The sequence below is a fragment of the Neisseria dentiae genome (genome assembly GCF_024580525.1).
GTDB classification, from domain to species: Bacteria; Pseudomonadota; Gammaproteobacteria; order Burkholderiales; family Neisseriaceae; genus Neisseria; species Neisseria dentiae_A.
In genome coordinates, this window is record NZ_JANIKQ010000003.1 from 30505 (window position 1) to 52606 (window position 22102).

The window sequence follows — 22102 nt, forward strand, 5'->3', positions numbered from 1 at the left end:
ATACCATGCATTTATTACAATCTTTACTTTAACAAAGATTAAAATAACGATATATTACATTTATCGTTTTTTAACCTGCTTCTGCCCGAAAGGATACCCTATGCAAACCCAAGCCGTAATCGACCATATTGTCGGCTGGCTCAAAGATTACGCCGCCACCGCCCGCGCCAAAGGCTTCGTTGTCGGCGTGTCGGGCGGTGTGGATTCCGCCGTGGTATCCGTTTTGGCCGCCCGCACCGGCCTGCCCACCCTGCTGCTCGAAATGCCCATCCGCCAAAAGGCCGACCAAGCCGGTCGTGCGCAGGCGCATATCGAAGATTTGAAAAAACGCTTTCCCGACAACGTGCAGGGCATGAGCATCGACCTCACCCCCACTTTCGACACCTTCGCCGCCACGGTTGATGTTAACGAAACCGACTACCCCGCCAAACAGCTCGCCCTGGCCAACGCCCGCTCGCGCCTGCGCATGGTAACGCTCTACTACTACGGCCAAATCAACGGCCTGCTCGTTACCGGTACCGGCAACAAAGTAGAAGATTTCGGCGTAGGCTTTTTCACCAAATATGGCGACGGCGGCGTGGACATCAGCCCGATAGCCGGTTTGCTGAAAACCCAGGTTTACCAACTGGCCGCCGCGCTCAACGTGCTGGAGTCCATCCAAGTCGCCCCGCCCACCGACGGCCTGTGGGACACCGACCGCACCGACGAACAGCAGATGGGCGCCACCTATCCCGAGCTGGAATGGGCAATGGAAGTGTACGGCTGGAACACCCCCGAAGATTTCACCGGCCGCCAACGCGAAGTGCTCGAAATCTACACCCGCCTGCATCAGGCCATGCAGCATAAAATCAACCCGATTCCCGTATGCGAAATTCCTGCCCCGCTGTTGGCACCGTAAACGGCGGAAATATATTAACAGGCCGAGACCTTTGCAAAACCCCCAGATGTGGATGCAGTTCAAGGCGTAGCAGCGCAGCGAGTGCAGACATATCAAACAGATAGGCAAGCGAGCGAGCAGTACCCTAAAGGGCATAAACGCGCAACGCAGAAATACGCCGCAGATGGAGGTTTTGCAAAGGTCTCGAGCCGTCTGAAACACTTTCAGACGGCCTGTTCCCATTCAAACAATCGCAGCCATAAAATATCGCAACACCGCCGAACTTGCCAAACCGCAACGCCGCCACTAAAGTTAAGGCCGTCTGAAAACCACCGAAGCCCACCGATATGCTATTCGTTCTCTCACCCGCCAAAAACCTCAACGAAAAAGACCCCGCGCCGGTTGCCGAACACACCCAGCCCGCGCTGCTCGCCGAAGCCGAAAAACTGATGGCCGAAGTACGCCTGCTCGCACCGCAGCAAATCGCCGAACTGATGCACGTTTCCGACAAAATCGCCCTGCTCAACGCCGAACGCAACGCCGCCTGGCACACGCCTTTCACTCCCCAAAACGCCAAACAAGCCGTGTATATGTTCAACGGCGACGTGTATGAAGGCTTAGACGCACCCTCGCTCGGCAGCCAATCCGTAACCTACCTGCAAAACCATGTGCGCCTGCTTTCCGGCCTCTACGGCCTGCTGCGCCCGCTCGACCTGATGCAGCCCTACCGTTTGGAAATGGGCACGCCGTTTGCCAACGCACGCGGCAAAAACCTCTATGAATTCTGGGGCGGCCGCATCACCGACCTGCTCAATCAAACGCTGGCGGAAAGCGGCAACAACACGCTGGTCAACCTGGCCTCGCAGGAATACTTCAAAGCCGTCGATACCGCCAAACTCAATGCCCGCCTGATTACGCCCGTGTTTAAAGACGAAAAAAACGGCCAATATAAAATCATCAGCTTCTACGCCAAACGCGCCCGCGGCCTGATGGTGCGCTACGCCGCCGAACACGGCATCACCGAGCCGGAAGCCTTGAAAAATTTCGACTACGAAGGCTACGCATTCAACGCCGCCTCATCCGGCGAAAACGAATGGGTGTTTTTAAGAAAGGAACAATCCAAATAAAAACAAAAAACTAATCCCCTACCACCGCAAAATGCTTGGCAGGCACATTATTTTGCGCTAATATTTCCGCTTTCAAGAAACGGAAGCGTGGCAGAGCGGTTTAATGCAACGGTCTTGAAAACCGTCGAGGGTTTGCGCCCTCCGTGAGTTCGAATCTCACCGCTTCCGCCAATCTTGAAATCCACTAGAAAACCGGAGGTGTGGCAGAGCGGTTTAATGCAACGGTCTTGAAAACCGTCGAGGGTTTGCGCCCTCCGTGAGTTCGAATCTCACCGCCTCCGCCAAATTAAAAAAATAACCCGCCGAAACCCGGCGGGTTGTTTTTATTTTTCAAGCAAACTATAGTGAATTCAATTAATTTTCAGTACAAGGCAGCAAGCCGAAGGCAGTACAAATAGTACGACAAGGCGTAGCAACGCCGTAATGGAGCAAGTGGATTCGCTATACACATGTTATACATGGACTTGCCCCGTATATCTCACTTTCTTAAAAAATTTCTAAAAACCAATCTGAAAACCAACAAAGATACTCGGGTCAAGCCCGAGTATGACGAAACGGTTACCAACAAGTAAGCAATTTAACTATAAAGGTTTTCAAACTTTCAGACTTATTGATACGTTACGCCGTTATGCTTCAGCCAGCCGTCGGCATGGCGGCCTTGCGGGTCGTGGTGCGTCCAATGAATCACACCGCCCTGCTGCGACCATTCGTATTCACCGTAAAACTCCACCGTATCGCCTTTTTTCAACCCTTTGATTTTCTGGGCCAAGTCAATATTATGCGCCACCAACAGGGTTTGCCCGCCGGCCAGTTTGAGAATAAAGCGCTGGTGCCGCGAGCCTTTGTTATCGTCCGGCAGGGTTTTCACCACCACGCCGCTGCCTTCCACTTGGATATTGCTCTGCTTCTGCTCATAGGCCGTCTGAAGGATTTGCACGGCCGACTGCCGCTGCACCTCCGTCTGCACCGCCTGCGGTATCGGCTGCTGCATCGGTTCCTGCGGCTGCTTTTGCCAATATTGGTAGCCGAACCATAAGGCGGCGGCCACCGCCGCCCAAATCAGGTTTTTTTTCATCTTAAATTTTTCTATTGATTCAACATTTGTTCGGTTTGTTTTTCAGACGGCCTCAATAACAAATCGGCAAAGGCCGTCTGAAAGCCCGGAGCCTTTGCAAAACCGCCTGCGCAAAATATATTTTCCTGCGGCGGCTTCACCTAAGCCCGGTAGTTTTCAGACGGCCCGGCCGATACGGCATATCAGCGTTTGTATTTCAGACTGTATTTGATTTCCGACATGGCGGCTTTCAGATTGTAGTCGAGTATTTCCTCCACCACGGCGGGCGTTTGCTCGTTCAGAATCTGTTGGAGCTGGTAGGTGAGCGCGGCAGTTTGTTTCTGCACCGCCACGCGCACCATGCCGGCCACCGCATCGGTAAGGTGCGGGCGCAGCCGGTGGGTCAGGCGTTCCAGCAGCTCTTGTTCCGACAAACACATCACCGGTCTGCGCGGATCAACCTGCGGGTTGATTACCTTCACCGTAACCGGCAGCCATTCTTCGGCCTGCACGGCTTCTTCAAACACGTTGCCGTCTGCTTCCTGCGCCGCTTCGCGCTCCTGCCGCTGTGCGGAAGGGTCGGTAAACGAAACGCTTTGCCGCTTAGGGTTCAGCCATACCGTGCGCGTGCTTTCCAATTTGCTGTCGTCCATCCGTGCCGACTGCAAAGCCGTTTGCGCGGCCAGCCAGTCTTCCTGCAACAACACGGTGGTGTCGGTTTCGGCGGTAATGGTGTCGGCCAACGGATCGTTGTGTTCCTGCTGCCACTGCTGCAAATATTCGCGCAGCATCCGTTCGGCAGCCTTGGCATTCAGCTGTGCCTCTTCCGGCGTGGGTTTGGCACGCTGCGGCGCTGCTTGGGGAACGGGGGCCGGACGTTGCGCTTGTGGCCTTACCGCTTTGCTGCGCCCCGAATGGCGCTGCTCGCGCAATTTTTCCAAACCTTTTTCCCAGTCGAATTCTTCTTGTCCGTTATCGTTGCCGGAAGCTCCCGGCATGTTGCGGTTAGTCATGTGTTTATCCTTATTGTCTGCGGCCTGTTGCCGCCGCTTTATATCGTGAACCGGTTCAGTTTCCGTGCCGCCAAAGTTTAAATCTGAGTTTGCGCTATAATGCTGCATTCTAACAGATTCCCGAAAGAAAAATCATGAACAGCATAGAACAGCGCTTGGAATACCTCGAAGAAGCCTGCGACGTTTTGCGCATGCAAAATCATGTGCTGGCCACCGCTTTTAAAGGCATGGTGCGCGCCCTGCCCGCCGATATCGCGCAAGACGTGATCGAGTCGGTGCAGCTTGCCTTTGAAGATGCCTTGGCCGAACTTAATTATGAAGACAGCCCGCACACGGATTTGTTTCACGACGTTACTTATGCCTTTTTCCGCGAAAAAGAGCGCTAATAATCTGCAACTTTATGATTTTCACACATAAATAACAGCCCAGCCCAAGCCGTGTTAAAGATGTGTATTTTTGTTAGCTTATGCTAAAATAACCGCTTTAATTTGCCAGGAACACTCAAAATGAACATGAAAAAATGGATTGCCGCCGCCATCGCCTGCTCCGCACTGGCCTTAGGCGCCTGCGGCGGCCAAAGCGGCGGTTCCGCCTCAACAGGTGCCGGTACCGACAAAGTGTACCGCGTTGCCACCAATGCCGAATTTGCTCCGTTTGAATCGATGAACGCCAGCAATCAAATCGAAGGCTTCGATATCGACCTGCTCAATGCCATGTCTAAAGCCGGCAACTTCAAGGTGGAATACAAACACCAGCCGTGGGACAGCATTTTCCCCGCGTTAACCAACGGCGACGTCGATATCCTGCTCTCGGCCATCACCATCACCGACGAGCGCAAACAAACCATGGACTTCACCAACCCCTACTTTGAAATCACGCAAGTGATTCTGGTGCAGAAGGGTAAAAACATCAATTCGGTCGAAGACCTGAAAAAAGCACAGAAAGTGGGTGTGGTAACCGGCCAAACCGGTGATTTTGCCGCTTCTAAAATCTTGGGCAGCAACAGCCCCAAAATCGCCCGTTTCGAAAGCCTGCCGCTGGTGATTAAAGAGCTGGAAAACGGTGGCCTCGACGCGGTGATTTCCGACAGCGCCGTTGTGGGTAATTATGTGAAAAACAACGGCGACAAAGGCTTCAGCATGGTTGCCGTGCCCGATTTCGAAGTGGAAAACTACGGCATGGCGGTGCGCAAAGGCGACACGGCTACGCTGAACATGCTGAATGACGCTCTGGCCAAAGTTCGCGAAAACGGCGAATATGAAAAAATCCAAAGCAAATATTTCGCCAAATAAGGCAGTTCGCTTCGAACAAAACAAAAGCCCCTTGTTGTCAGGGGCTTTTGTTTTGGCCTGAACAAGCAAACCGGAAGCTTGGCAGAATTCACTTATGCCGGGGCTTTTGCAAATATAGTTAATCAACCTGAGAAAAGCACATACGCCATATTCGGACTTGACCCGAGTATGGCGAAACGGTTACTAAGCAAATGGTTTAACTATAATGGTTTAACTATATATCCGAAGGCCGTCTGAAACGTTTCAGACGGCCTGTATTATTTAGAAGCTTAAACAATCGGTCCGGTTAATCAAGCCGGGTCGAAAGCGGCACGGAAGATGCCGATAATCTGCTCTTTGTTGGCTTGAATCGGGTTGGTGAAACCGCAAACGTCTTTCAGCGAGTTTTCGGCCAATACGTCGAAGTCTTCTTCTTTCACGCCCAATTCTTTCAGCGATTTCGGAATGCCGACGATACGCGCCAGTTTGGTAATGGCGTCGATAACATCCAGTCCGGCCAAATCGGGGTTGTTTTTGCCCAAAATCGTGCCGATTTCATCCAAACGCGCTTTGGCGGCCTGTTGGTTGAAGCGTTCTACGTGGGGCAGCAGCAAAGCGTTGCAGACGCCGTGCGGCAGGTCGTAGAAACCGCCCAATTGGTGCGCCATGGCGTGCACATAACCGAGCGAAGCGTTGTTGAACGCCATGCCCGCCATAAACTGCGCATAGGCCATTTGTTCGCGCGCCTCTTTGTTTTTCGGGTCGCTCACGGCTGTGGGCAGGTAGCGGGCGATCAGCTCGATGGCTTTCACGGCCACGGCATCGGTAATCGGCGAAGCGGCGGTGGAAACATAGGCTTCTACGGCGTGGGTAAGCGCGTCCATACCGGTGGCAGCGGTGAGGGGGGCAGGCATACCTTCCATCAGGGCGGGTTCGTTCACCGACAACAGCGGGGTAACGTGTTTATCGACGATGGCCATTTTCACATGGCGGGTTTCGTCGGTGATGATGGTGAAACGGGTCATTTCCGAAGCCGTGCCGGCGGTGGTGTTGATGGCCACCAGCGGGATTTGCGGTTTTTTGGATTTATCCAAACCTTCGTAGTCTTCGATTTTGCCGCCGTTGGCCGCCACGATGGCGATGGCTTTGGCCGCATCGTGGGAAGAGCCGCCGCCCAAAGAAATCACGCAGTCGGCGCTGCTTTCTTTCAGTTTGGCCAAACCGGCATTCACATTGCTTACGGTGGGGTTGGGCTGTACTTGGTCGAATACGGCATAATCGATGCCTTTTTCTTTCAACAAGCCGCCGATTTGGTCGGCCACGCCCATTTTGCTCAAACCGCCGTCGGTTACGATTAAGGCTTTTTTCAGGCCGAGCGCGGCAATCGCGTCCATCGCCTGAGCCAGCGCACCGGCGCCGATAATGTTTTGAACGGGCATGAAGAATTGTGTTGCCATGGTAGTGCTCCTTATGTAGTTTGCAGATAATGAATCCGCCGATGTTGTATTTTTCTTAAACTGCCTGTACACCGACGTTGCCAAAAGTGCCACAAGGCGCCGGCGGCTGCAAGCTGCAAAACCACCCGCGCTTGTTTTTTTATCGTTATTTTGCATATATTAAATATTAAAAACATATCTTCACTTTAATTGCTTTGTCTGTCAAAAAGGCCGTCTGAAAAGATTTCAACCGCATCATGAACACGCTGCTGAATCTTTTCAGACGGCCTCAAGCAAACTGAAACCGTGCCTTATCCGCGCATGGTTTCTTCGATGGCCGCCACACTTTTCGGCGCGGCGGCGGTGTAGTTTTCGCAGCCGCTTTCCGTAACCAGCACGTTATCTTCGATGCGGATACCGATATTGTGAAAACAGGCGGGGATATCGGCGGCGGCGGCGATATAAATGCCCGGCTCTACGGTGGTGCACATGCCTTCTCGCAGCAGCACCGGCCGGCCGCCGGCATCGTGCACGTCCAAGCCCACCCAATGCCCTAAACCATGCATATAGTAGCGTTTGAATGCGCCCGATTCGATATTGCCCTCCACCGTGCCCGCCAGCAGCTTGAAGTCGACCATGCCGCGCACGAGAATATTGAGGGCGGTTTGTTGGATGTCGGCCCAGACGGCTCCGGGTTTCACCGCAGCGATGGCGGCTTCGTTGGCCGCCAGCACCACTTCGTAAAGGTCTTTCTGCGCACCGCCAAACCTGCCGTTTACAGGAAAAGTGCGGGTAATATCGCCGGCATAGCCCTCGTATTCCGCACCGGCGTCAACCAGCAGCAAATCACCGTTTTGCAGTATGTCTTTGTTGGCGGTGTAGTGCAGGCAGCAGGCATTTTTACCGCCTGCCACGATGCTGGCATAAGCGGGAAAACGCGCACCGCGGCGCATGAATTCGTGCAGCAGTTCGGCCTCGATATGCAGCTCGCTGATGCCGGGCCGGGTTTTCTGCATCGCGCGGATATGTGCGGCCGCACTGATTTTGCCCGCCGTTTTCAGCAGGTCGGTTTCATGCCGGTCTTTAATCAGGCGCATTTCGTCCAAACACACCGCCAGATTTTCAACCGCCGCACTGTTTTTTATTTTCTGCCAATGCCTAACCAATGCCTGCTCCGCTGCGCCGCCCTCTTCCGGCAGCACAAACAGGCGTTGCGCATTTTGCAGGATTTTCGGCATCTGTTCCCGCCAGGTTGCTATGCTGTACGCCGCATCCATGCCGAATGCTTCGCACGCGACATCCGCCCCGTAACGGAAGCCTTCCCATATTTCGCTCAAATCGTCTTTATCGCGGCAGAATAACACGGCGGTTTGCGCCGATCCGTCGAGCACCAGCACCGATTCCGGCTCGGGAAAGCCCGTCAAGTAATGGAAATAACTGTTTTGGCGGTAGGGAAAAAACGTATCATTGCTGCGGCGCTGCTCGGGTGCGGCAAACAACACCGCCACGCTGCCGCTGCCGATTTGCCCAAGCAAACGGCGGCGGCGTTCGGCAAACGGAGTCATGTTTGGCTTTCTGTCGAAATAAAACATCGGTTAATTTCACGGCCTGATTTTTTCAGACGGCCTTATCGGCGTTAAGCGGTTTTTTAACCACACGTTTGGCTGAAGAAACCCTGTCAGCCAGCCACAGCGCCGCGCACGCGCCGAGCACATCGGCCAAACCGTCGGCAATGCTGCCTTCGCGCGTGCGGGTAAATAAAGCCTGTGCGGTTTCGCTGCCCGCAGCGGCCAACACGGCCAACACAAACAGCAACCGGTAAGGCACGGCGAGGCGGTCTTGCATAAAGGCTTTGGCCAACAGCCAAAACTGGGCGAAAAACAACGCGAAATGCGCCACTTTGTCGAAATGGGCAAACGGCGGTGCGCCGCCGTCGGACTCTCTGAACAGCAGCGAATACACCGCTGCGATAAACCATAATACGGCAAACAGCACGAAACGGTTATTGGGCATCCGCATCAAAGCGCCTCCTCTTCCAACCAGATTCGGCAGGTTTGCGCCAACCGCTCGAATTTGCCGCCGCGCGCTTGCAGAATATCGCACCATAGCGCCACATCATCGCGCGAAGGCGCTTCGTCCAAACTGCATTCGTAAAGCAGAAAATCCAGTGTTTCTGTCACCACGGCGGCGGATTCGGTGCGGATTAAATCTAAAACTGCCTGCATAAGCACCCACTTAACCAATTTAGAATAATTGTAGAATTATAGCGTATAAGCCCGTATCCGCTAGATATATAAAGACTTTCAGACGGCCTCTGCGACAGCGTCTACTGTTTGTTCGCAATACAACATAAACGAACAAAACCGAACCGTCACAATCAACAGGCAAAAAAAATGCACACATTCGCAAGAATGTGTGCCAAGTCTACAAAGGAGAAATAGAGGAGAAACTATCAACTGACTACTGAAATCAGTCAACGGGGAGAATTATGCCGAAACGCCGCAACCGAGTCAATTATTCCGCTTATTTTATTTTGCAATCCGGGCATTTTATTTTTGCTATGTATCCGCATGCACACACTGCCGGCGCATTTGGAAAACCTTGCCCGTTTTGCCGCCCGATACGAACTCTTCCGAAACCGCTTCCGGCATTTGGTTTCGCAAGCGAATCTTACAGACAAAAAAATGCGCATATCCGGTTAAGGTATGCGCCAAGTCTACAAAGGAGAAATAGAGGAGAAAACATCAAGCTGCACATTGCAACCTGATGTGCGTATTATGCTGATTTGCAGTAAGGCAGTCAAATATTTTTTCGGATTCTGTTCGTTTGATGTTGCAAAGGCAACACAAAGCATGAATTTTCCGCTTGCGATGTTCGGTTTGTGTTCGGTTAGATGCAACCTGGGCTTTCAGACGGCCTGTTCGCCGTCTTCAAACACGCCCAATGCCTGCCAGACTTTTACCGCATCGGCGGTGGCTTTTACATCGTGCACGCGCAGAATCTGCGCGCCGCGCGCCGCAGCCGCCAACGCCGCCGCCACGCTGCCGTGTATGCGTGCCGCAGCGTCGGCTTCGCCCGTCAGCTCGCCTATCATGCTCTTGCGCGACACGCCGATCAGCAGTGGCAGGCCGGTTTGCTGCATCAGGCTGCGCAAATGCCGCATCAGCGCGGTGTTGTGTTGCAGGTTTTTGCCGAAACAGAAACCCGGGTCGAGAATGATGCGTTCTCGGGCGATGCCTGCTGCGGTGCAAACTGCCGTGCGCCCGTTGAGATAGCGTGCCACTTCAACCACAACATCTTGATATTGCGGGTTGTTTTGCATAGTAGCGGGCAGTCCCTGCATATGCATCAGGCAGATGCCCGTGGCGGGCTGCTGCGCCAGCAATTCTACTGCGCCGTCGTCGCTCAGGGCGGATACATCGTTGATAATGTCCACCCCGCCCTGCTCCAGCGCCCGCCGCATCACCGCCGTGCGGCGGGTATCCAAACTCACGGGCACGTTCCACGAGGCCAGCTCTTTGAGCACCGGTGCCACCCGCGCCCATTCAGTTTCGGGAGGTACATAATCCGCCCCGGGGCGGGTGGATTCGCCGCCGATGTCGAGAATGTCGGCACCTTCCCGCAACAGCCGCTCCGCGTGGTTTAAAGCGGTGCGGACGTTTTGCGAATAGGCGCCGCCGTCGGAAAACGAATCGGGCGTCAGGTTGACGATGCCCATGATTTTCGGCTGCGACAAATCAATGTTGAAGCGGCCGCTCTGCCAGTGTGTGTTCATCGGTTGTTGTCTCGGTGAAAGCGGCGGCTTGCCGCACAAAATATTTTCAGACGGCCTAGGGAGTGTAGTCAGAAGGCTTGTGAAGCGGTTTTTTGAGGAAAAATCCGCAGATGCAAGGCAAAAAGCACAGCAAGATTGGACATCTTGCGAGCATTTTAGCTTCGCAAGTCCGCTACGCTACCTAACGCCGCAGGTGCGGATTTTAACCAAAAATACCGCCGCAACGCGGTCGACTACACTCCCTAACCCGTCTGTTTTATTTCGACAATACGAAAAATTCGATCAATACGTTTTTGAAAATAAAGCCGAACACGCCCAGCCCCAAAACCAAAAACAGAATAAACATACCGAATTTGCCGGCTTTCGATTCCTTGCCCAAGTTCCAAACGATGAAACCGAGAAACACCACCAAGCCGGTCAGGCAGATTTTCAGCGCCCAATCGGCAAATACTGCTTCATCCATATTTTTACCTTTTTGTTTTTTTCAGACGGCTCTTACAAACAGGCCGTCTGAAAACTTATGCCAGCGCCTGTTTCAAATCGGCAATCAAATCCTGCATGTTTTCCAAACCCACCGACAAACGCAGCAGGCCGGGCTGTATGCCGGATTCGAGTTTCGTTTCGGGTGCCATTCTGCCGTGTGTGGTAGTCCACGGATGGGTGATGGTGGAACGCACGTCGCCCAAGTTGGCGGTTTTCGAGAACACTTTGGCCGAATCGATTACCTTCCAAGCCGCTTCCTGACCGCCTTCCACTTCAAAGGCCACCACGATGCCGCCGCTGCTTTGCTGTTTGCGCGCCAATTGCGCCTGCGGGTGATCGTCGAAACCTGCATAATGCACCGCCTTCACCTGCGGCTGGGTGCGCAGCCACGCCGCCACCTGCGCCGCGTTGGCCGCCTGTTTTTCCATGCGCACAAACAGGGTTTCCACACCGCTGAGCAACACCCATGCGTTAAACGGCGACAGCGATACGCCCGCCGAATTCACATACAGGGCGATTTCTTTAATCAGCTCGTTCCGCCCCGCAATGATGCCGCCGAGCACCCTGCCCTGGCCGTCTATGCCTTTGGTGGCCGACTGCACCGACAAATCGGCGCCGAAGCGCAAAGGCTGTTGGATGGCGGGCGTGCAGAAACTGTTGTCCACCACCAAAAGCGCGCCCGCTTCATGGGCAATGGCGGCCAAGGCCTCGAGATCGGCCACTTCGTTTAGGGGGTTGGACGGCGTTTCGAGAAACAGCATTTTGGTGTTCGGTTTCACCGCCGCGCGCCATTCGTTTATATCGGTTTGCGACACCAGCGTTACTTCGATGCCGAATTTCGACACGATGCCGCCGATAAAGCCCGCCGTGGTGCCGAACAGGCTGCGGCTGGCAATCAGATGGTCGCCCGCTTTCATAAAGGTAAAAAACGCCGCCTGAATCGCCGCCATGCCCGTGGCGGTGGCGATGCCGCTTTCGCCCGCCTCCAAAACGGCCACGCGCTGCTGGAACGCCGACACGGTGGGGTTGGCGGTGCGCGAATAAGTGTAGCCTTCCACTTCTTTGGCAAACAGCGCCGCACCATGCGCCGCGCTGTCGAACTTGAAGCTGCTGGTTAAAAACAGGGCCTGGTTGTGTTCGTTATATTCGGTTTGGCTTTTCGCGCCGCGTATCGCCAGCGTTTCGGGGTGTAATTTATCGCTCATCGGTATGCTTTCTCTGCTTGAAATAAAACCGCCCCGGAACGTGCGCACCGCCGGGCGGGAAACGGCAAACATTTTGCGCCTATTCGGCGCGGGTTTCAACCTTAAGGCCGTCTGAAAGAATATAAATTTCCGGTGGAAAAAAGCAAAATTTGCAACAACCCATTTGATTATTTTTCATAACAAAATCATACATATATTTTACAAATATAAAAATAAAAATATAACACGTTGAAAAAAAAAAAAAAAAAAAATGAAATAATTTTTACACAGCAACAGCATATGAATATTTCACCAACAAAGGACGTTGAATATGAAAAAACTTTTTATTATCGGTATTTCTTCTCTCTTACTTGCAGCCTGCGGAAGCGGCGGCGGCGGTTCCGGCGTTGCCGAAACACCTGACGGCACCCGTATCAATTTAAATCTGAGTGATAACGGCTTGGTGGGCGGGCAAACCGAAGATGGCAAATTAGTGGGCTGGAATCAAGATTCATCTTTTTACGGCGCATGGATTAACAACAGCAACCAAGTTCAAGAGTTGCGTTATCAAGGTACTTTAACCCCGGAAAAAGACATTCCCAACTCAGGAAAAGCCACCTACTACGGCAATGCCGTGCGCAACGACAGCCTTACCGGAAATATCATCACCGACGGCACCAGCCGTGTTACGGTTGATTTTGGCAATAAAACCGTAAGCGGTGAAATTACCATGCCGGGCCTGCGCCGCGACATCACCCTTCATGAAGGCCGCTTAAGCGGTGCCCAATATTCAGGAAACGCAAGCGTTTTAGGCAATAGCAGCGGACGTTACGAAGGTGGTTTGTTTGGAGCCAATGCTGCCGAAACGGCAGGGGTAGTTAAATTCGACAACTCAAGTTTAGATACCGCATTCGGCGGAAAACGTTATTGATAAATAAAACCAACCCAAAGGGAATTTATAAATGAAACTCAAACAAATCTTCGCCGTTGGTGCAGCATCTTTAGTGTTGGCTGCCTGCGGCGCAACCGGTACGGCCTTTTCAGGCCTGGAAGCGCCCGCAGAAGGCCAAAGCAAACTATATGTTTACCGCACAAAAGCACTCAAAGGCGGCGGCGTGCATTTTGACGTAAACGCCAACGATACCCGTATCGGCCATTTGCGCAACGGCGGCTATATCAGCACGGAGTTGCCGCCCGGAAACTATGAAGTGTGGGCAAAAACCGAAGTGCGCCGCGGTGTTACCGTTCCGCTGCAAGCCAATGAAATCCAATGCGTTAAAGCCTCCGTTGGTTTCGGCGCATTTGTCGGCAGACCGAAGTTCCAACATGTTCCCTTAGAACAATGTAAAGCCGAAATCGCAGGAACGGTACGCAGCTTTTAATTTTTGATTTTTGAAAAAGGCCGTCTGAAAAATAGTTTTTCAGACGGCCTTCAATAAAAAAGGAATACCATGAAAATAACTTCACTCTTTATTCTGCCTTTTGTTTTGTTAACCAGCGCCTGTATCAGTGTTCAAACTTATACCTCATCCGAACACCAAAAATATCATAATAGTGATTTGAAAGTACCCGACTCTCCTTATCCGATTCGGCTTGAAACCGAATTTTTCCGCAACGGCAAACCTATTCCGGCAGCCTCTGCTGAATTATCACAAGCTGCGAAAGCTGCTTTGCAGAATACTAAAATCGCCGTGGTTCAACCCCGGGCAGAAAATACGCTGAAAATATCCGGCAATAATATTGCAGATATCAGCCAAGCAGCCGGACAAGGGGTTAAAACCGGATTAACATTAGGCTTATCAGGCAGCACCGTACAGGACAACTATCAATTTACCTGCAGCTATCTGAATAAAAACCAAGTATTGCTTTCTGAAACTTACCCCCATGCCATTGTTTCCAATATCGGCAATAAAGCTCCGCCCCCGGGTTTAACCTATCGCGGCCCCATTCCTGTCGCTTTCAACACCGTTGTGTCCGACATTGTTACCAACTGTTTGGGCGATATTCAAAAAAACGGTTATTTGATCCAAAAATAATCTGGTTGAAACCAAGCTTACAGGCAGGCCGTCTGAAAACGCTCTCTGTGTTTTCAGACGGCCTGAATGAATTTTGCAAAGGCCTCGGCCTGAAACGTTTATCGCGTGTGTTTGAAATGCCGGATAACATAAAAAGCCCGGGTTTTGCCCGGGCATGATGCAAAACCGTTTCCAACACCCTTAAAACGACGAACCCGGTTCCAGTAAAAACGCTTCTTCCTCTGCCGTACTCTTGCGCCCCAATACGCGGTTGCGGTGCGGGTAGCGGCCGAAGCGGTCGATAATTGCTTTATGTTTCAACTCAAAATCCAGCGCTTCGGGCGGGGTATGGCGGGCAAACAGGGCTTCTGCCTGCCGGTGGATAACACGGCTTTCGCTGTGCATCAGCGGCATCAGCATAAAATGGCGTTCGGCAGGCCGCATATCGGCAAAACCGTTTTGGCAAACGGCCTCCTGCGCCAGCGCAACGGCCATATTGTCTTGCGCGAAAGCCTGCGGGCTGTTGCGGAACAGGTTGCGCGAAAATTGGTCGAGCACGATGATTTCGGCCAGCCGCCCTTGCAGGGTTTCGCGCCAGCCGTATAGCTCGGATTGCGCCGCCTGCTGCCAAAGGCTGTAAAACCGTGTGTGTACGGTTTCGTCGAAGCTGTTGTTTTTGGCAAACCAAAAGGGTTGGTTGGTTTCGTCGAACCAGAAATCTAAAACGGTTTGGGGATTCATTCGGGGTTCCTTGTGTCGGCGGGGCGGTTTATTAAATATAGGGCTTGAAACGATTTGAGGCCGTCTGAAAGCGGTGCGGTATTTGTTTTCAGACGGCCTTTATTAATAACGGGCTGTTTCTCAATCTGAAACCTTTGCAAAAATATCCTTAAGACCGTATGAAATACTTAAATTCCGTCATTCCCGTGTAGGCGGGAATGACGATAATCGGATGTTTCAGACGGCCTGAATGAATTTTGCAAAGGTCTCAATCTGCCGTCCGCTCTTCGGGCAGCCTGCCCGCCCAATCGACGGCAAACTGCCACGCGGTGCGGCCGGAGCGGCTGCCGCGCGTGAGCGACCAGTTGAGTGCGGCTTTGCGGGCGGTTTCGTCAAACGGCAGGCCGAAATCGGCCAACCAGTTTTCCGAGGCTTGCAGGTAGTCGTTTTGGTCGAACGGGTAAAAGCTCAGCCACAGACCGAAGCGGTCTGAAAGCGACACTTTTTCTTCCACCGCCTCTTTCGGGTGCACTTCGCCGCGGCTGCCCGTGGTGGCGAGGTTTTCGTCCATATATTCGGGCATCAGGTGGCGGCGGTTGGAGGTGGCATACACCAACACGTTGGCGCAGCGTTGCGACAGGCCGCCGTCGAGCGCGGTTTTGAGGGCTTTATAGGTTTCGTCGCCGCTTTCAAACGATAAATCGTCGCAGAACACGATGAATTTTTCGGGGCGCTTTTCCAACACACCCAACAGCGCGGGCAACGTAACCAAATCGGTTTTGTCCACTTCGATCAGGCGCAGGCCGTCTGAAGCGTATTCGTGCAGCAGCGCCTTAACCAGTGAAGATTTGCCCGTGCCGCGCGCGCCCGTCATCAGCACATTGTTGGCGGGGCGGCCTGCCAGAAACTGCTCGGTGTTACGCACCAGCCGCCGCATCTGTGCGTCCACCGCCGCCAAACGGCCGAGCGGGAAAGTGTGCGGTTCGGGCAGGCTTTCGAGCACGCCCCTCCTGCCTATGCTTTGCCAGCGGTAAGCCAGCGCGCGCCAATCAGGTTCGGCGGCTTCGGGCGGCAGCAGGGTATCGAGGCGGCGCAACACCGAAGCGGCGAGTTTGAAGAATTTTGCGGGTTTCATAAATATGCTTTCAGACGGCCTGATTGTTTAAAACAATGTTATAGAATTTTCAAAACTAATCAAATGGTTATATTATATTTCAGGCAATTCTGGCCGGTTTTGCCAAAGCCGCCGGCCGATTTAAATTAAAGGGTTGCTCGAACTAACCGGCTGTTGGAAAAAGTTGGGCTATTCACACTTTTTTATACCAAACAGCTTTTGCTTTTTGTTGAAATGATTGTTTCATGGTCTTCGTGCATCCTCAAGAACTATGCAGCTTCGCCGCGCCTTCCTGCATTTTTGACAACCCTCAAGAATCAGAAGGAGAAAGTGTAAACAACACTAAGGTTTTCTACAACTAATCAGCCGGGTTATCTGCTCCTTCAACCGCAAAACGGTTTTTTGAAGCGGCCTGCATATGTAAGGAAAACGCGGAAAAGTCAGGCATCTTGCGGGGATTTTTAGCTTCGTCAGCCCGCTTCGCTGCCAAACACAGCTTTCCAACCCGAAACACCGCCGCCGTGTCGAATGCCGGCACCCCGGCGTTTTACCCTGCAAACAATCCGCCCCGCCCTGCCGATTTAAGCTAAAATAGCTGCCCCGCAAGCCATTCATTCTTGGAAAAAGCCATGTCTGCCATCAGCCTGAAAAAAATCTATTCCGGCAAAGTCCGCGACTTATACGAAATCGACGAAAAACGTATGCTTATGGTCGCTTCCGACCGCCTTTCCGCCTTCGATGTGATTCTCGACGACCCGATTCCCGGCAAAGGCGAAATCCTCACCCAGATTTCCAATTTCTGGTTCAGCAAACTCGCCCACATCATGCCCAACCACTTTACCGGCGACACCGTTTACGACGTGCTGCCGGAAGACGAAGCGCGTGCGTTGGAAAAACGCGCCGTGGTTGCCAAAAAGCTCACGCCGGTTAAAGTGGAAGCCATCGTGCGCGGCTATCTGGCCGGCAGCGGCTGGAAAGACTACCGGCAAACCGGCACCGTGTGTGGCATCAAACTGCCCGAAGGCCTTCAGGAGGCGCAGCGGCTGCCCGAAGTGATTTTCACCCCCTCCACCAAAGCCGCCGTGGGCGATCACGACGAAAACATCAGCTTTGAAGAATGCGAAGCCATCATCGGCAAAGAGCTGGCCGCCGAAGTGCGCCGCAAAGCTATTCAGCTCTACACCGAAGCCGCCGCATACGCCGAAACCCGCGGCATCATCATCTGCGACACCAAATTCGAGTTCGGCCTCGACGAAAACGGCACGCTGACGCTGATGGACGAAGTGCTCACGCCCGACTCGAGCCGCTTCTGGCCGGCCGACCAATACCGCGTCGGCACCAACCCGCCCTCGTTCGACAAACAGTTCGTGCGCGACTGGCTGGAACAAAGCGGCTGGAACAAACAGGCGCCCGCACCGAAAGTGCCCGATGACATCATCGGTAAAACGGTGGAAAAATACCGCGAAGCGCTGAACCTGCTCACGCAAGGCTAAGCTGCCGTTGCTGCACCAGCCGTCGTGAAAGCAAGGGCTTTTTGCAAAATACTGCCGAGAGCTTCTTTAAAACCGAAGTTATATCCGGGCTTAACCGGTATCTGAAACGGCTGCAAAAGAAATCACAGATACTCGGGTCAAGCCCGAGTATGCAGATATGGCTTGGAAAATTATGAGGCCGTCTGAAACATTTCAGACGGCCTCATAACTTTTATAAAACCGCAGCCTGAGACCTTTGCAAAATTCAAATTGCTATCTAAAAAATCTGAACTCTGTCATTCCCGCGTAGGCGGGAATCCAGACGCTTGGCATCCAAGTATTTGTTTAATCAATGCTTCAATATTTCCATCTGGATTCCCGCCTACGCGGGAATGACGGGATTTAAGCATTTCAGACGGCCTTAAGGTATTTTTGCAAAGGTCTCAGCCTGTTCCTTTTCCACCGTTTCCCTGCCCATCAAACCGCGCTCATGCAGCGACACCGCCTGCCGTGCCGTAACAATGAAATGGTCGAGCAAAACCACGTCCACCAAATCCAATGCCTGCGCCAGGCGGCGGGTAAAGGCGATGTCGGTATTCGAAGGCTCGGGCGAACCGCCGGGGTGGTTGTGGGCGATAATCACGGCGGCGGCGTAATGCTCGAGCGAGAGCTTCACGATTTCACGCACATACACCGTGTTTTCCGCCACCGTGCCGCGTGACAGCTCGTGCAGGGCAATCAGTTGGTTGCGGCGGTTAAGCAGCAGCGCCACACTCACTTCCACCCGTTCGTGCCCCAAATGCAGGCGCAGCAGGTCGGCTACGTCTTGCGGGCGGTTGAAAACGGTGTTTTCCTGCAGCTCTTCGCCCAACACGCGCCGGCCGATTTCGCGCACCACCACAAACTGCGTGTAGCCCGCCAAACCCATGCCTTTGTGTGCCGACAGGGTTTTGGCATCGGCACTCAGCAACTTCCCCAAACTGCCGAATTCGTTGAGCAGATGGCGTGCCAGATCCACCGCGCTCATGCCCCGCGTGCCCACCCGCAATAAAACGGCGAGCAGCTCGGCATCGCTTAACGCCCCCGCGCCGCGCGCCAACAGTTTTTCGCGCGGCCTTTCCCCTTCGGGCCATTGTTTGATACTCATATGATTATTCTTTAAGTTATTATTTGCACATCATAGCATCAAGGTTTTCAGAACGGAACAGGCCGTCTGAAAAAATATTCAGACGGCCTGTCGGGCTGTATCAAAACCGTTAAACGGCTCAGCCTGCTTTGGCTACGCGGCGCCAGTGGTGCAGCAGCGGCTCAGTGTAGCCGTTGGGCTGTTCGGTGCCTTTAAACACCAAATCGCAAGCGGCGAGGAAAGCTGGCGAGGTGGCGAAACGGCCGACCATCGGCGTGTAGGCTGCGTCGCCTTCGTTTTGCTTGTCCACCACGCCGGCCATGCGTTCCAGCGTTTCACGCACCTGCGCTTCGCTCACCACGCCGTGCAGCAGCCAATTGGCGATGTGCTGGCTGGAAATGCGCAGGGTGGCGCGGTCTTCCATCAGGCCGACGTTGTGGATGTCGGGCACTTTCGAGCAGCCCACGCCCTGCTCCACCCAGCGCACCACGTAACCGAGTATGCCCTGGCAGTTGTTGTCGAGTTCCTGCTGGATGTCGGCGGCAGACCAGTTGCGTTCTGCGGCAAACGGAATGGTGAGCAAATCGTCGGTATGGTTTTGCGGCGGTTGTGCGAGCAGCGTTTTCTGCACGTCGAACACGTTCACCTGATGGTAATGCAGGGCATGCAGGGTGGCGGCGGTGGGCGACGGCACCCAGGCGGTGGTGGCGCCGGATTTGGGGTGGCCGATTTTCTGTTTGAGCATTTCGGCCATCAAATCGGGCATCGCCCACATGCCTTTGCCGATTTGCGCTTTGCCCGGCAGGCCGCATTGCAGGCCGGTTTGGACGTTGTTTAACTCGTAGGCGTTAATCCATTTGCTCGACTTCATATCGCCTTTGCGGATAAATGCGCCGCCCTGCATGGAGGTGTGCATTTCGTCGCCGGTGCGGTCGAGGAAACCTGTGTTGATGAACACCACGCGCTCTTTGGCGGCCTGGATGCAGGCGGCAAGGTTGGCGGAGGTGCGGCGCTCTTCGTCCATAATGCCCATTTTCAGGGTGTTGCGCGGCAGTTTGGTCAAATCTTCAAAGGCAGCGAACAATTCGTTGGCAAACGCCACTTCTTCGGGGCCGTGCATTTTCGGCTTCACGATATACACCGAGCCGGAGCGGCTGTTTTTGTTTTCGCTGCGGTTCAGGTCGAAGGGGGCGATCAGGGCGGTCATCACGCCGTCGAGTATGCCTTCGGGGATTTCGTTGCCCGCTTCATCGAGCACGGCGGGGGTGGTCATCAGATGGCCGACGTTGCGGATAAACAAAAGCGAGCGGCCGGGCAGTTTGAAGCTGCCGCTGCCGTCGGGCTTGGTGTAGGCACGGTCGGCATTGAGGCTGCGTGTGAAGGTTTTGCCGCCTTTTTCCACTTCTTCGGTGAGCGTGCCGGTCATCAGGCCGAGCCAGTTGGCGTACACCAGCGCTTTGTCTTCGCCGTCAACCGCGGCCACCGAGTCTTCGCAGTCCATGATGGTGCTCAAGGCCGCTTCGAGCACGATGTCTTTCACACCGGCTGGGTCTTGGCTGCCGATGGGGCTGTTTTTGTCGATGAGAATGTCGATGTGCAGGCCGTTGTGCAGAAACAGCAGCGAGGAAGGCGCGTCGGCGCTGCCGTTGTAGCCTGCGAAGAGTTCGGGCGAGGCCAGGCCGCTTTCGCTGCCGTCGTTCAGTTTGGCTTTCAGACGGCCTTCCGAAACGGTGTAGGCCGCAACGTCTTTATGGCTGCCTTGCGCCAACGGAATGCTGCTGTCGAGAAATTCGCGGGCAAACGCAATCACGGCGTCGCCGCGTTTGGGGTTGTAGCCTTTGCCGGGCGCCAAATCGCCACTCTGTTCGATGGCGTCGGTGCCGTAAAGCGCGTCGTAAAGGCTGCCCCAGCGGGCGTTGGCGGCGTTGAGTGCGTAGCGGGCGTTGTTAATCGGCACCACCAGCTGCGGCCCTGCCTGCTCGGCAAGCTCGCGGTCGACATTGGTGGTGGCGATTTTGAATTCTGCGGGCGCATCAACCAAATAACCCAAGCCTTTCAAAAATGCCTGATAGGACGCTTCGTCTTTCACGGCACCGGGGTTTTGTTTGTGCCAGGCGTCGATTTCGGCCTGAATGCGGTCGCGCTTTTCCAAAAGGGTGCGGTTGCGCGGGGCGAATTGCCGCACCAAATCGGTAAGGCCCTGCCAGAATGCGGCTGATTCCACATTCGGATGCTTGGCCAGCACCTCTTCGACAAACTGATAAAGATGATTATCCACCTGCAAACCGGCGGCGCGGGTATAGTTGTATGCCATATTGGATTCTCCTAAAATATTTTTCTCATTGTGCTCTGCTGCGGCTGCTGCGGCAAAGTTAAGGCGAAAATACCATTAATCGCGGGAATAATCCATAGTTTGAAACCGCTAATCTGCAACAGGCCGTCTGAAAAAAGTTTTTTATACACAATCGGTTTCATCAAACTACAATACGCAATATCCTACACCGGCCGTCTGAAACGGAAAACCGCCCGTTTGCCGTACAACGCTTATGAACGCTAAAGACTTCTGCCTGATTTTTCTGGTTATCGCCATCTGGGGCGTAAACTTTCTGTTTATGAGAATCGCCCTTAACGAAGTGCCGCCCATGGTTTTGGGCATGCTGCGCTTTTTATGCGTGATTTTTCCTGCGGTGTTGTTTTTCAAACGGCCTGCCGTACCGTGGCATCTGCTCGCTTTATACGGCCTAACCATCAGTTTCGGCCAGTTCGGGCTGATGTTTACCGCGCTGGATTTGGGCCTGCCCACCGGTCTGGCCGCACTGATGCTGCAAACCCAAGTGTTTTTCACCGTGCTGATTGCGGGCGTGCTGTTGCGCGAACCTGTGTTGGCCAACCACCTGTGGGGGATGTTTACGGCGGCGGCGGGTTTGGTGTTGATCGGCATCGGCCATTACCAAGGCGCACTGCCGTTTAGCGCTTTATTGCCGGTGTTCGGTGCGGCGGCCTCGTGGGCCTGCGGCAACATCGTGGTAAAACGCATCGGAAAAGTGAACGCCTTGTCGCTCGTGATTTGGGGCAGTTTTTCGGCGCTGCTCGCTTTTACGGCGGTTTCGTTCGCACTATACGGTTTCGGCGGAGTGCAACAACACCTTGCCAACCTGAGCTGGAAAGGCATCACCGGCATTTTGTTTCTGGCCTACGCAGCCAGCCTGATCGGCTACAGCGGCTGGGGCGCGCTGCTCTCGCGGCATCCGGCGGGCAAAATCACCCCGTTTGCGCTGCTGGTTCCCGTGGTTGCCCTGCTGGTCGGCTATGTGGTGCTCGACGAACGTTTGGACATTTGGCACTGGTTGGGTATCATAACGGTTGTCTGCGGCCTGCTGCTGCATATCTTCGGCAGGCGGCTGATACCCGGATAACCGACACAGGAAAGCAAAT

Annotated in this window: 22 protein-coding genes and 2 tRNA genes; 11 read left to right on the forward strand and 13 right to left on the reverse strand. The window is 53.8% G+C overall.

What is annotated here, in order from left to right; translation table 11 throughout:
* Positions 1-100 precede the first annotated feature (100 nt).
* The 4 genes from nadE to NQ012_RS02970 all read left to right on the forward strand — a co-directional run bounded on the left by nadE (position 101) and on the right by NQ012_RS02970 (position 2288).
* A complete protein-coding gene (nadE, locus tag NQ012_RS02950) occupies positions 101-898 on the forward strand; it encodes an NAD(+) synthase (RefSeq protein ID WP_257066063.1) in 798 nt (265 codons plus the stop codon).
* Positions 899-1224: 326 nt separating this feature from the next.
* Positions 1225-2004: a peroxide stress protein YaaA gene (gene yaaA, locus NQ012_RS02960; RefSeq protein ID WP_257066064.1), complete on the forward strand. Its 780-nt coding sequence runs from the start codon at positions 1225-1227 to the stop codon at positions 2002-2004.
* A gap of 81 nt (positions 2005-2085) precedes the next feature.
* Positions 2086-2175, forward strand: a tRNA-Ser gene (locus tag NQ012_RS02965).
* A gap of 23 nt (positions 2176-2198) precedes the next feature.
* Positions 2199-2288 (forward strand) — tRNA-Ser (locus NQ012_RS02970).
* 323 nt (positions 2289-2611) lie between these two features.
* On the opposite strand, the gene NQ012_RS02975 is transcribed toward NQ012_RS02970, so the two are convergent.
* Both NQ012_RS02975 and NQ012_RS02980 read right to left on the reverse strand, forming a co-directional pair.
* Positions 2612-3079, reverse strand: a complete 468-nt coding sequence (locus tag NQ012_RS02975) for a DUF3465 domain-containing protein (RefSeq protein ID WP_257066065.1) — start codon at positions 3077-3079, stop codon at positions 2612-2614.
* Positions 3080-3261: 182 nt separating this feature from the next.
* Complete coding sequence (locus NQ012_RS02980; RefSeq protein WP_257066067.1) at positions 3262-4071, reverse strand: hypothetical protein; 810 nt, start codon at positions 4069-4071, stop codon at positions 3262-3264.
* Between the two features lie 134 nt (positions 4072-4205).
* Between NQ012_RS02980 and NQ012_RS02985 the strand changes: the two genes are divergently transcribed.
* Both NQ012_RS02985 and NQ012_RS02990 read left to right on the forward strand, forming a co-directional pair.
* On the forward strand, positions 4206-4457 hold the full coding sequence (locus NQ012_RS02985; protein ID WP_257066068.1) for an NGO1151 family protein: 252 nt from the start codon (positions 4206-4208) through the stop codon (positions 4455-4457).
* A gap of 120 nt (positions 4458-4577) precedes the next feature.
* The gene (locus tag NQ012_RS02990; protein ID WP_257066069.1) at positions 4578-5363 is read left to right on the forward strand and encodes a basic amino acid ABC transporter substrate-binding protein; all 786 of its coding nucleotides are present in this window, start codon (positions 4578-4580) and stop codon (positions 5361-5363) included.
* Positions 5364-5653: 290 nt separating this feature from the next.
* Here the strand turns inward: NQ012_RS02990 and NQ012_RS02995 are convergent, their stop codons facing one another.
* The 7 genes from NQ012_RS02995 to metZ all read right to left on the reverse strand — a co-directional run bounded on the left by NQ012_RS02995 (position 5654) and on the right by metZ (position 12241).
* Positions 5654-6799: an iron-containing alcohol dehydrogenase gene (locus NQ012_RS02995; RefSeq protein ID WP_257066070.1), complete on the reverse strand. Its 1146-nt coding sequence runs from the start codon at positions 6797-6799 to the stop codon at positions 5654-5656.
* A 290-nt stretch (positions 6800-7089) separates the two neighbouring features.
* Positions 7090-8343 (reverse strand): aminopeptidase P N-terminal domain-containing protein, encoded by a 1254-nt coding sequence (locus tag NQ012_RS03000; protein WP_257066071.1) that lies wholly within the window; start codon positions 8341-8343, stop codon positions 7090-7092.
* 52 nt (positions 8344-8395) lie between these two features.
* Positions 8396-8797 (reverse strand): VanZ family protein, encoded by a 402-nt coding sequence (locus NQ012_RS03005; RefSeq protein ID WP_257066072.1) that lies wholly within the window; start codon positions 8795-8797, stop codon positions 8396-8398.
* A complete protein-coding gene (locus NQ012_RS03010; protein ID WP_257066073.1) occupies positions 8797-9003 on the reverse strand; it encodes a dioxygenase in 207 nt (68 codons plus the stop codon). The genes NQ012_RS03005 and NQ012_RS03010 overlap by 1 nt, the downstream gene beginning before the upstream one ends.
* 683 nt (positions 9004-9686) lie before the next feature.
* On the reverse strand, positions 9687-10553 hold the full coding sequence (gene folP / locus NQ012_RS03015; protein ID WP_257066074.1) for a dihydropteroate synthase: 867 nt from the start codon (positions 10551-10553) through the stop codon (positions 9687-9689).
* A gap of 256 nt (positions 10554-10809) precedes the next feature.
* The gene (locus NQ012_RS03020; protein WP_085365801.1) at positions 10810-11016 is read right to left on the reverse strand and encodes a DUF2788 domain-containing protein; all 207 of its coding nucleotides are present in this window, start codon (positions 11014-11016) and stop codon (positions 10810-10812) included.
* A gap of 55 nt (positions 11017-11071) precedes the next feature.
* Positions 11072-12241 carry an O-succinylhomoserine sulfhydrylase gene (gene metZ / locus NQ012_RS03025; RefSeq protein ID WP_257066075.1) on the reverse strand — a complete coding sequence of 390 codons (1170 nt, stop codon included), beginning with the start codon at positions 12239-12241 and terminating at the stop codon, positions 11072-11074.
* Positions 12242-12551: 310 nt separating this feature from the next.
* On the opposite strand from metZ, the gene NQ012_RS03030 reads away from it, so the two are divergent.
* From NQ012_RS03030 to NQ012_RS03040, 3 genes are all read left to right on the forward strand, one after another.
* Positions 12552-13151 carry a Slam-dependent surface lipoprotein gene (locus NQ012_RS03030; protein WP_257066076.1) on the forward strand — a complete coding sequence of 200 codons (600 nt, stop codon included), beginning with the start codon at positions 12552-12554 and terminating at the stop codon, positions 13149-13151.
* 31 nt (positions 13152-13182) lie between these two features.
* Entirely contained in the window at positions 13183-13602 is a 420-nt protein-coding gene (locus NQ012_RS03035) for a DUF2846 domain-containing protein (RefSeq protein ID WP_257066077.1), read from the forward strand.
* Between the two features lie 69 nt (positions 13603-13671).
* Positions 13672-14256: a hypothetical protein gene (locus NQ012_RS03040; protein ID WP_257066079.1), complete on the forward strand. Its 585-nt coding sequence runs from the start codon at positions 13672-13674 to the stop codon at positions 14254-14256.
* Positions 14257-14436: 180 nt separating this feature from the next.
* Here NQ012_RS03040 and NQ012_RS03045 read toward each other — a convergent pair whose 3' ends face one another.
* Both NQ012_RS03045 and NQ012_RS03050 read right to left on the reverse strand, forming a co-directional pair.
* Positions 14437-14976 (reverse strand): DUF924 family protein, encoded by a 540-nt coding sequence (locus NQ012_RS03045; protein WP_257066080.1) that lies wholly within the window; start codon positions 14974-14976, stop codon positions 14437-14439.
* A gap of 247 nt (positions 14977-15223) precedes the next feature.
* Complete coding sequence (locus NQ012_RS03050; protein ID WP_257066082.1) at positions 15224-16090, reverse strand: ATP-binding protein; 867 nt, start codon at positions 16088-16090, stop codon at positions 15224-15226.
* 608 nt (positions 16091-16698) lie between these two features.
* On the opposite strand from NQ012_RS03050, the gene NQ012_RS03055 reads away from it, so the two are divergent.
* Positions 16699-17562 (forward strand): phosphoribosylaminoimidazolesuccinocarboxamide synthase, encoded by an 864-nt coding sequence (locus tag NQ012_RS03055; RefSeq protein WP_257066083.1) that lies wholly within the window; start codon positions 16699-16701, stop codon positions 17560-17562.
* Between the two features lie 400 nt (positions 17563-17962).
* On the opposite strand, the gene radC is transcribed toward NQ012_RS03055, so the two are convergent.
* The gene (gene radC / locus NQ012_RS03060) at positions 17963-18688 is read right to left on the reverse strand and encodes a RadC family protein (RefSeq protein ID WP_257066085.1); all 726 of its coding nucleotides are present in this window, start codon (positions 18686-18688) and stop codon (positions 17963-17965) included.
* A 118-nt stretch (positions 18689-18806) separates the two neighbouring features.
* The gene (locus NQ012_RS03065) at positions 18807-20981 is read right to left on the reverse strand and encodes a malate synthase G (RefSeq protein ID WP_257066086.1); all 2175 of its coding nucleotides are present in this window, start codon (positions 20979-20981) and stop codon (positions 18807-18809) included.
* 232 nt (positions 20982-21213) lie between these two features.
* Here NQ012_RS03065 and NQ012_RS03070 point away from each other — a divergent pair, with 232 nt between their 5' ends.
* Positions 21214-22083, forward strand: a complete 870-nt coding sequence (locus tag NQ012_RS03070; RefSeq protein ID WP_257066087.1) for an EamA family transporter — start codon at positions 21214-21216, stop codon at positions 22081-22083.
* Positions 22084-22102: the final 19 nt, after the last annotated feature.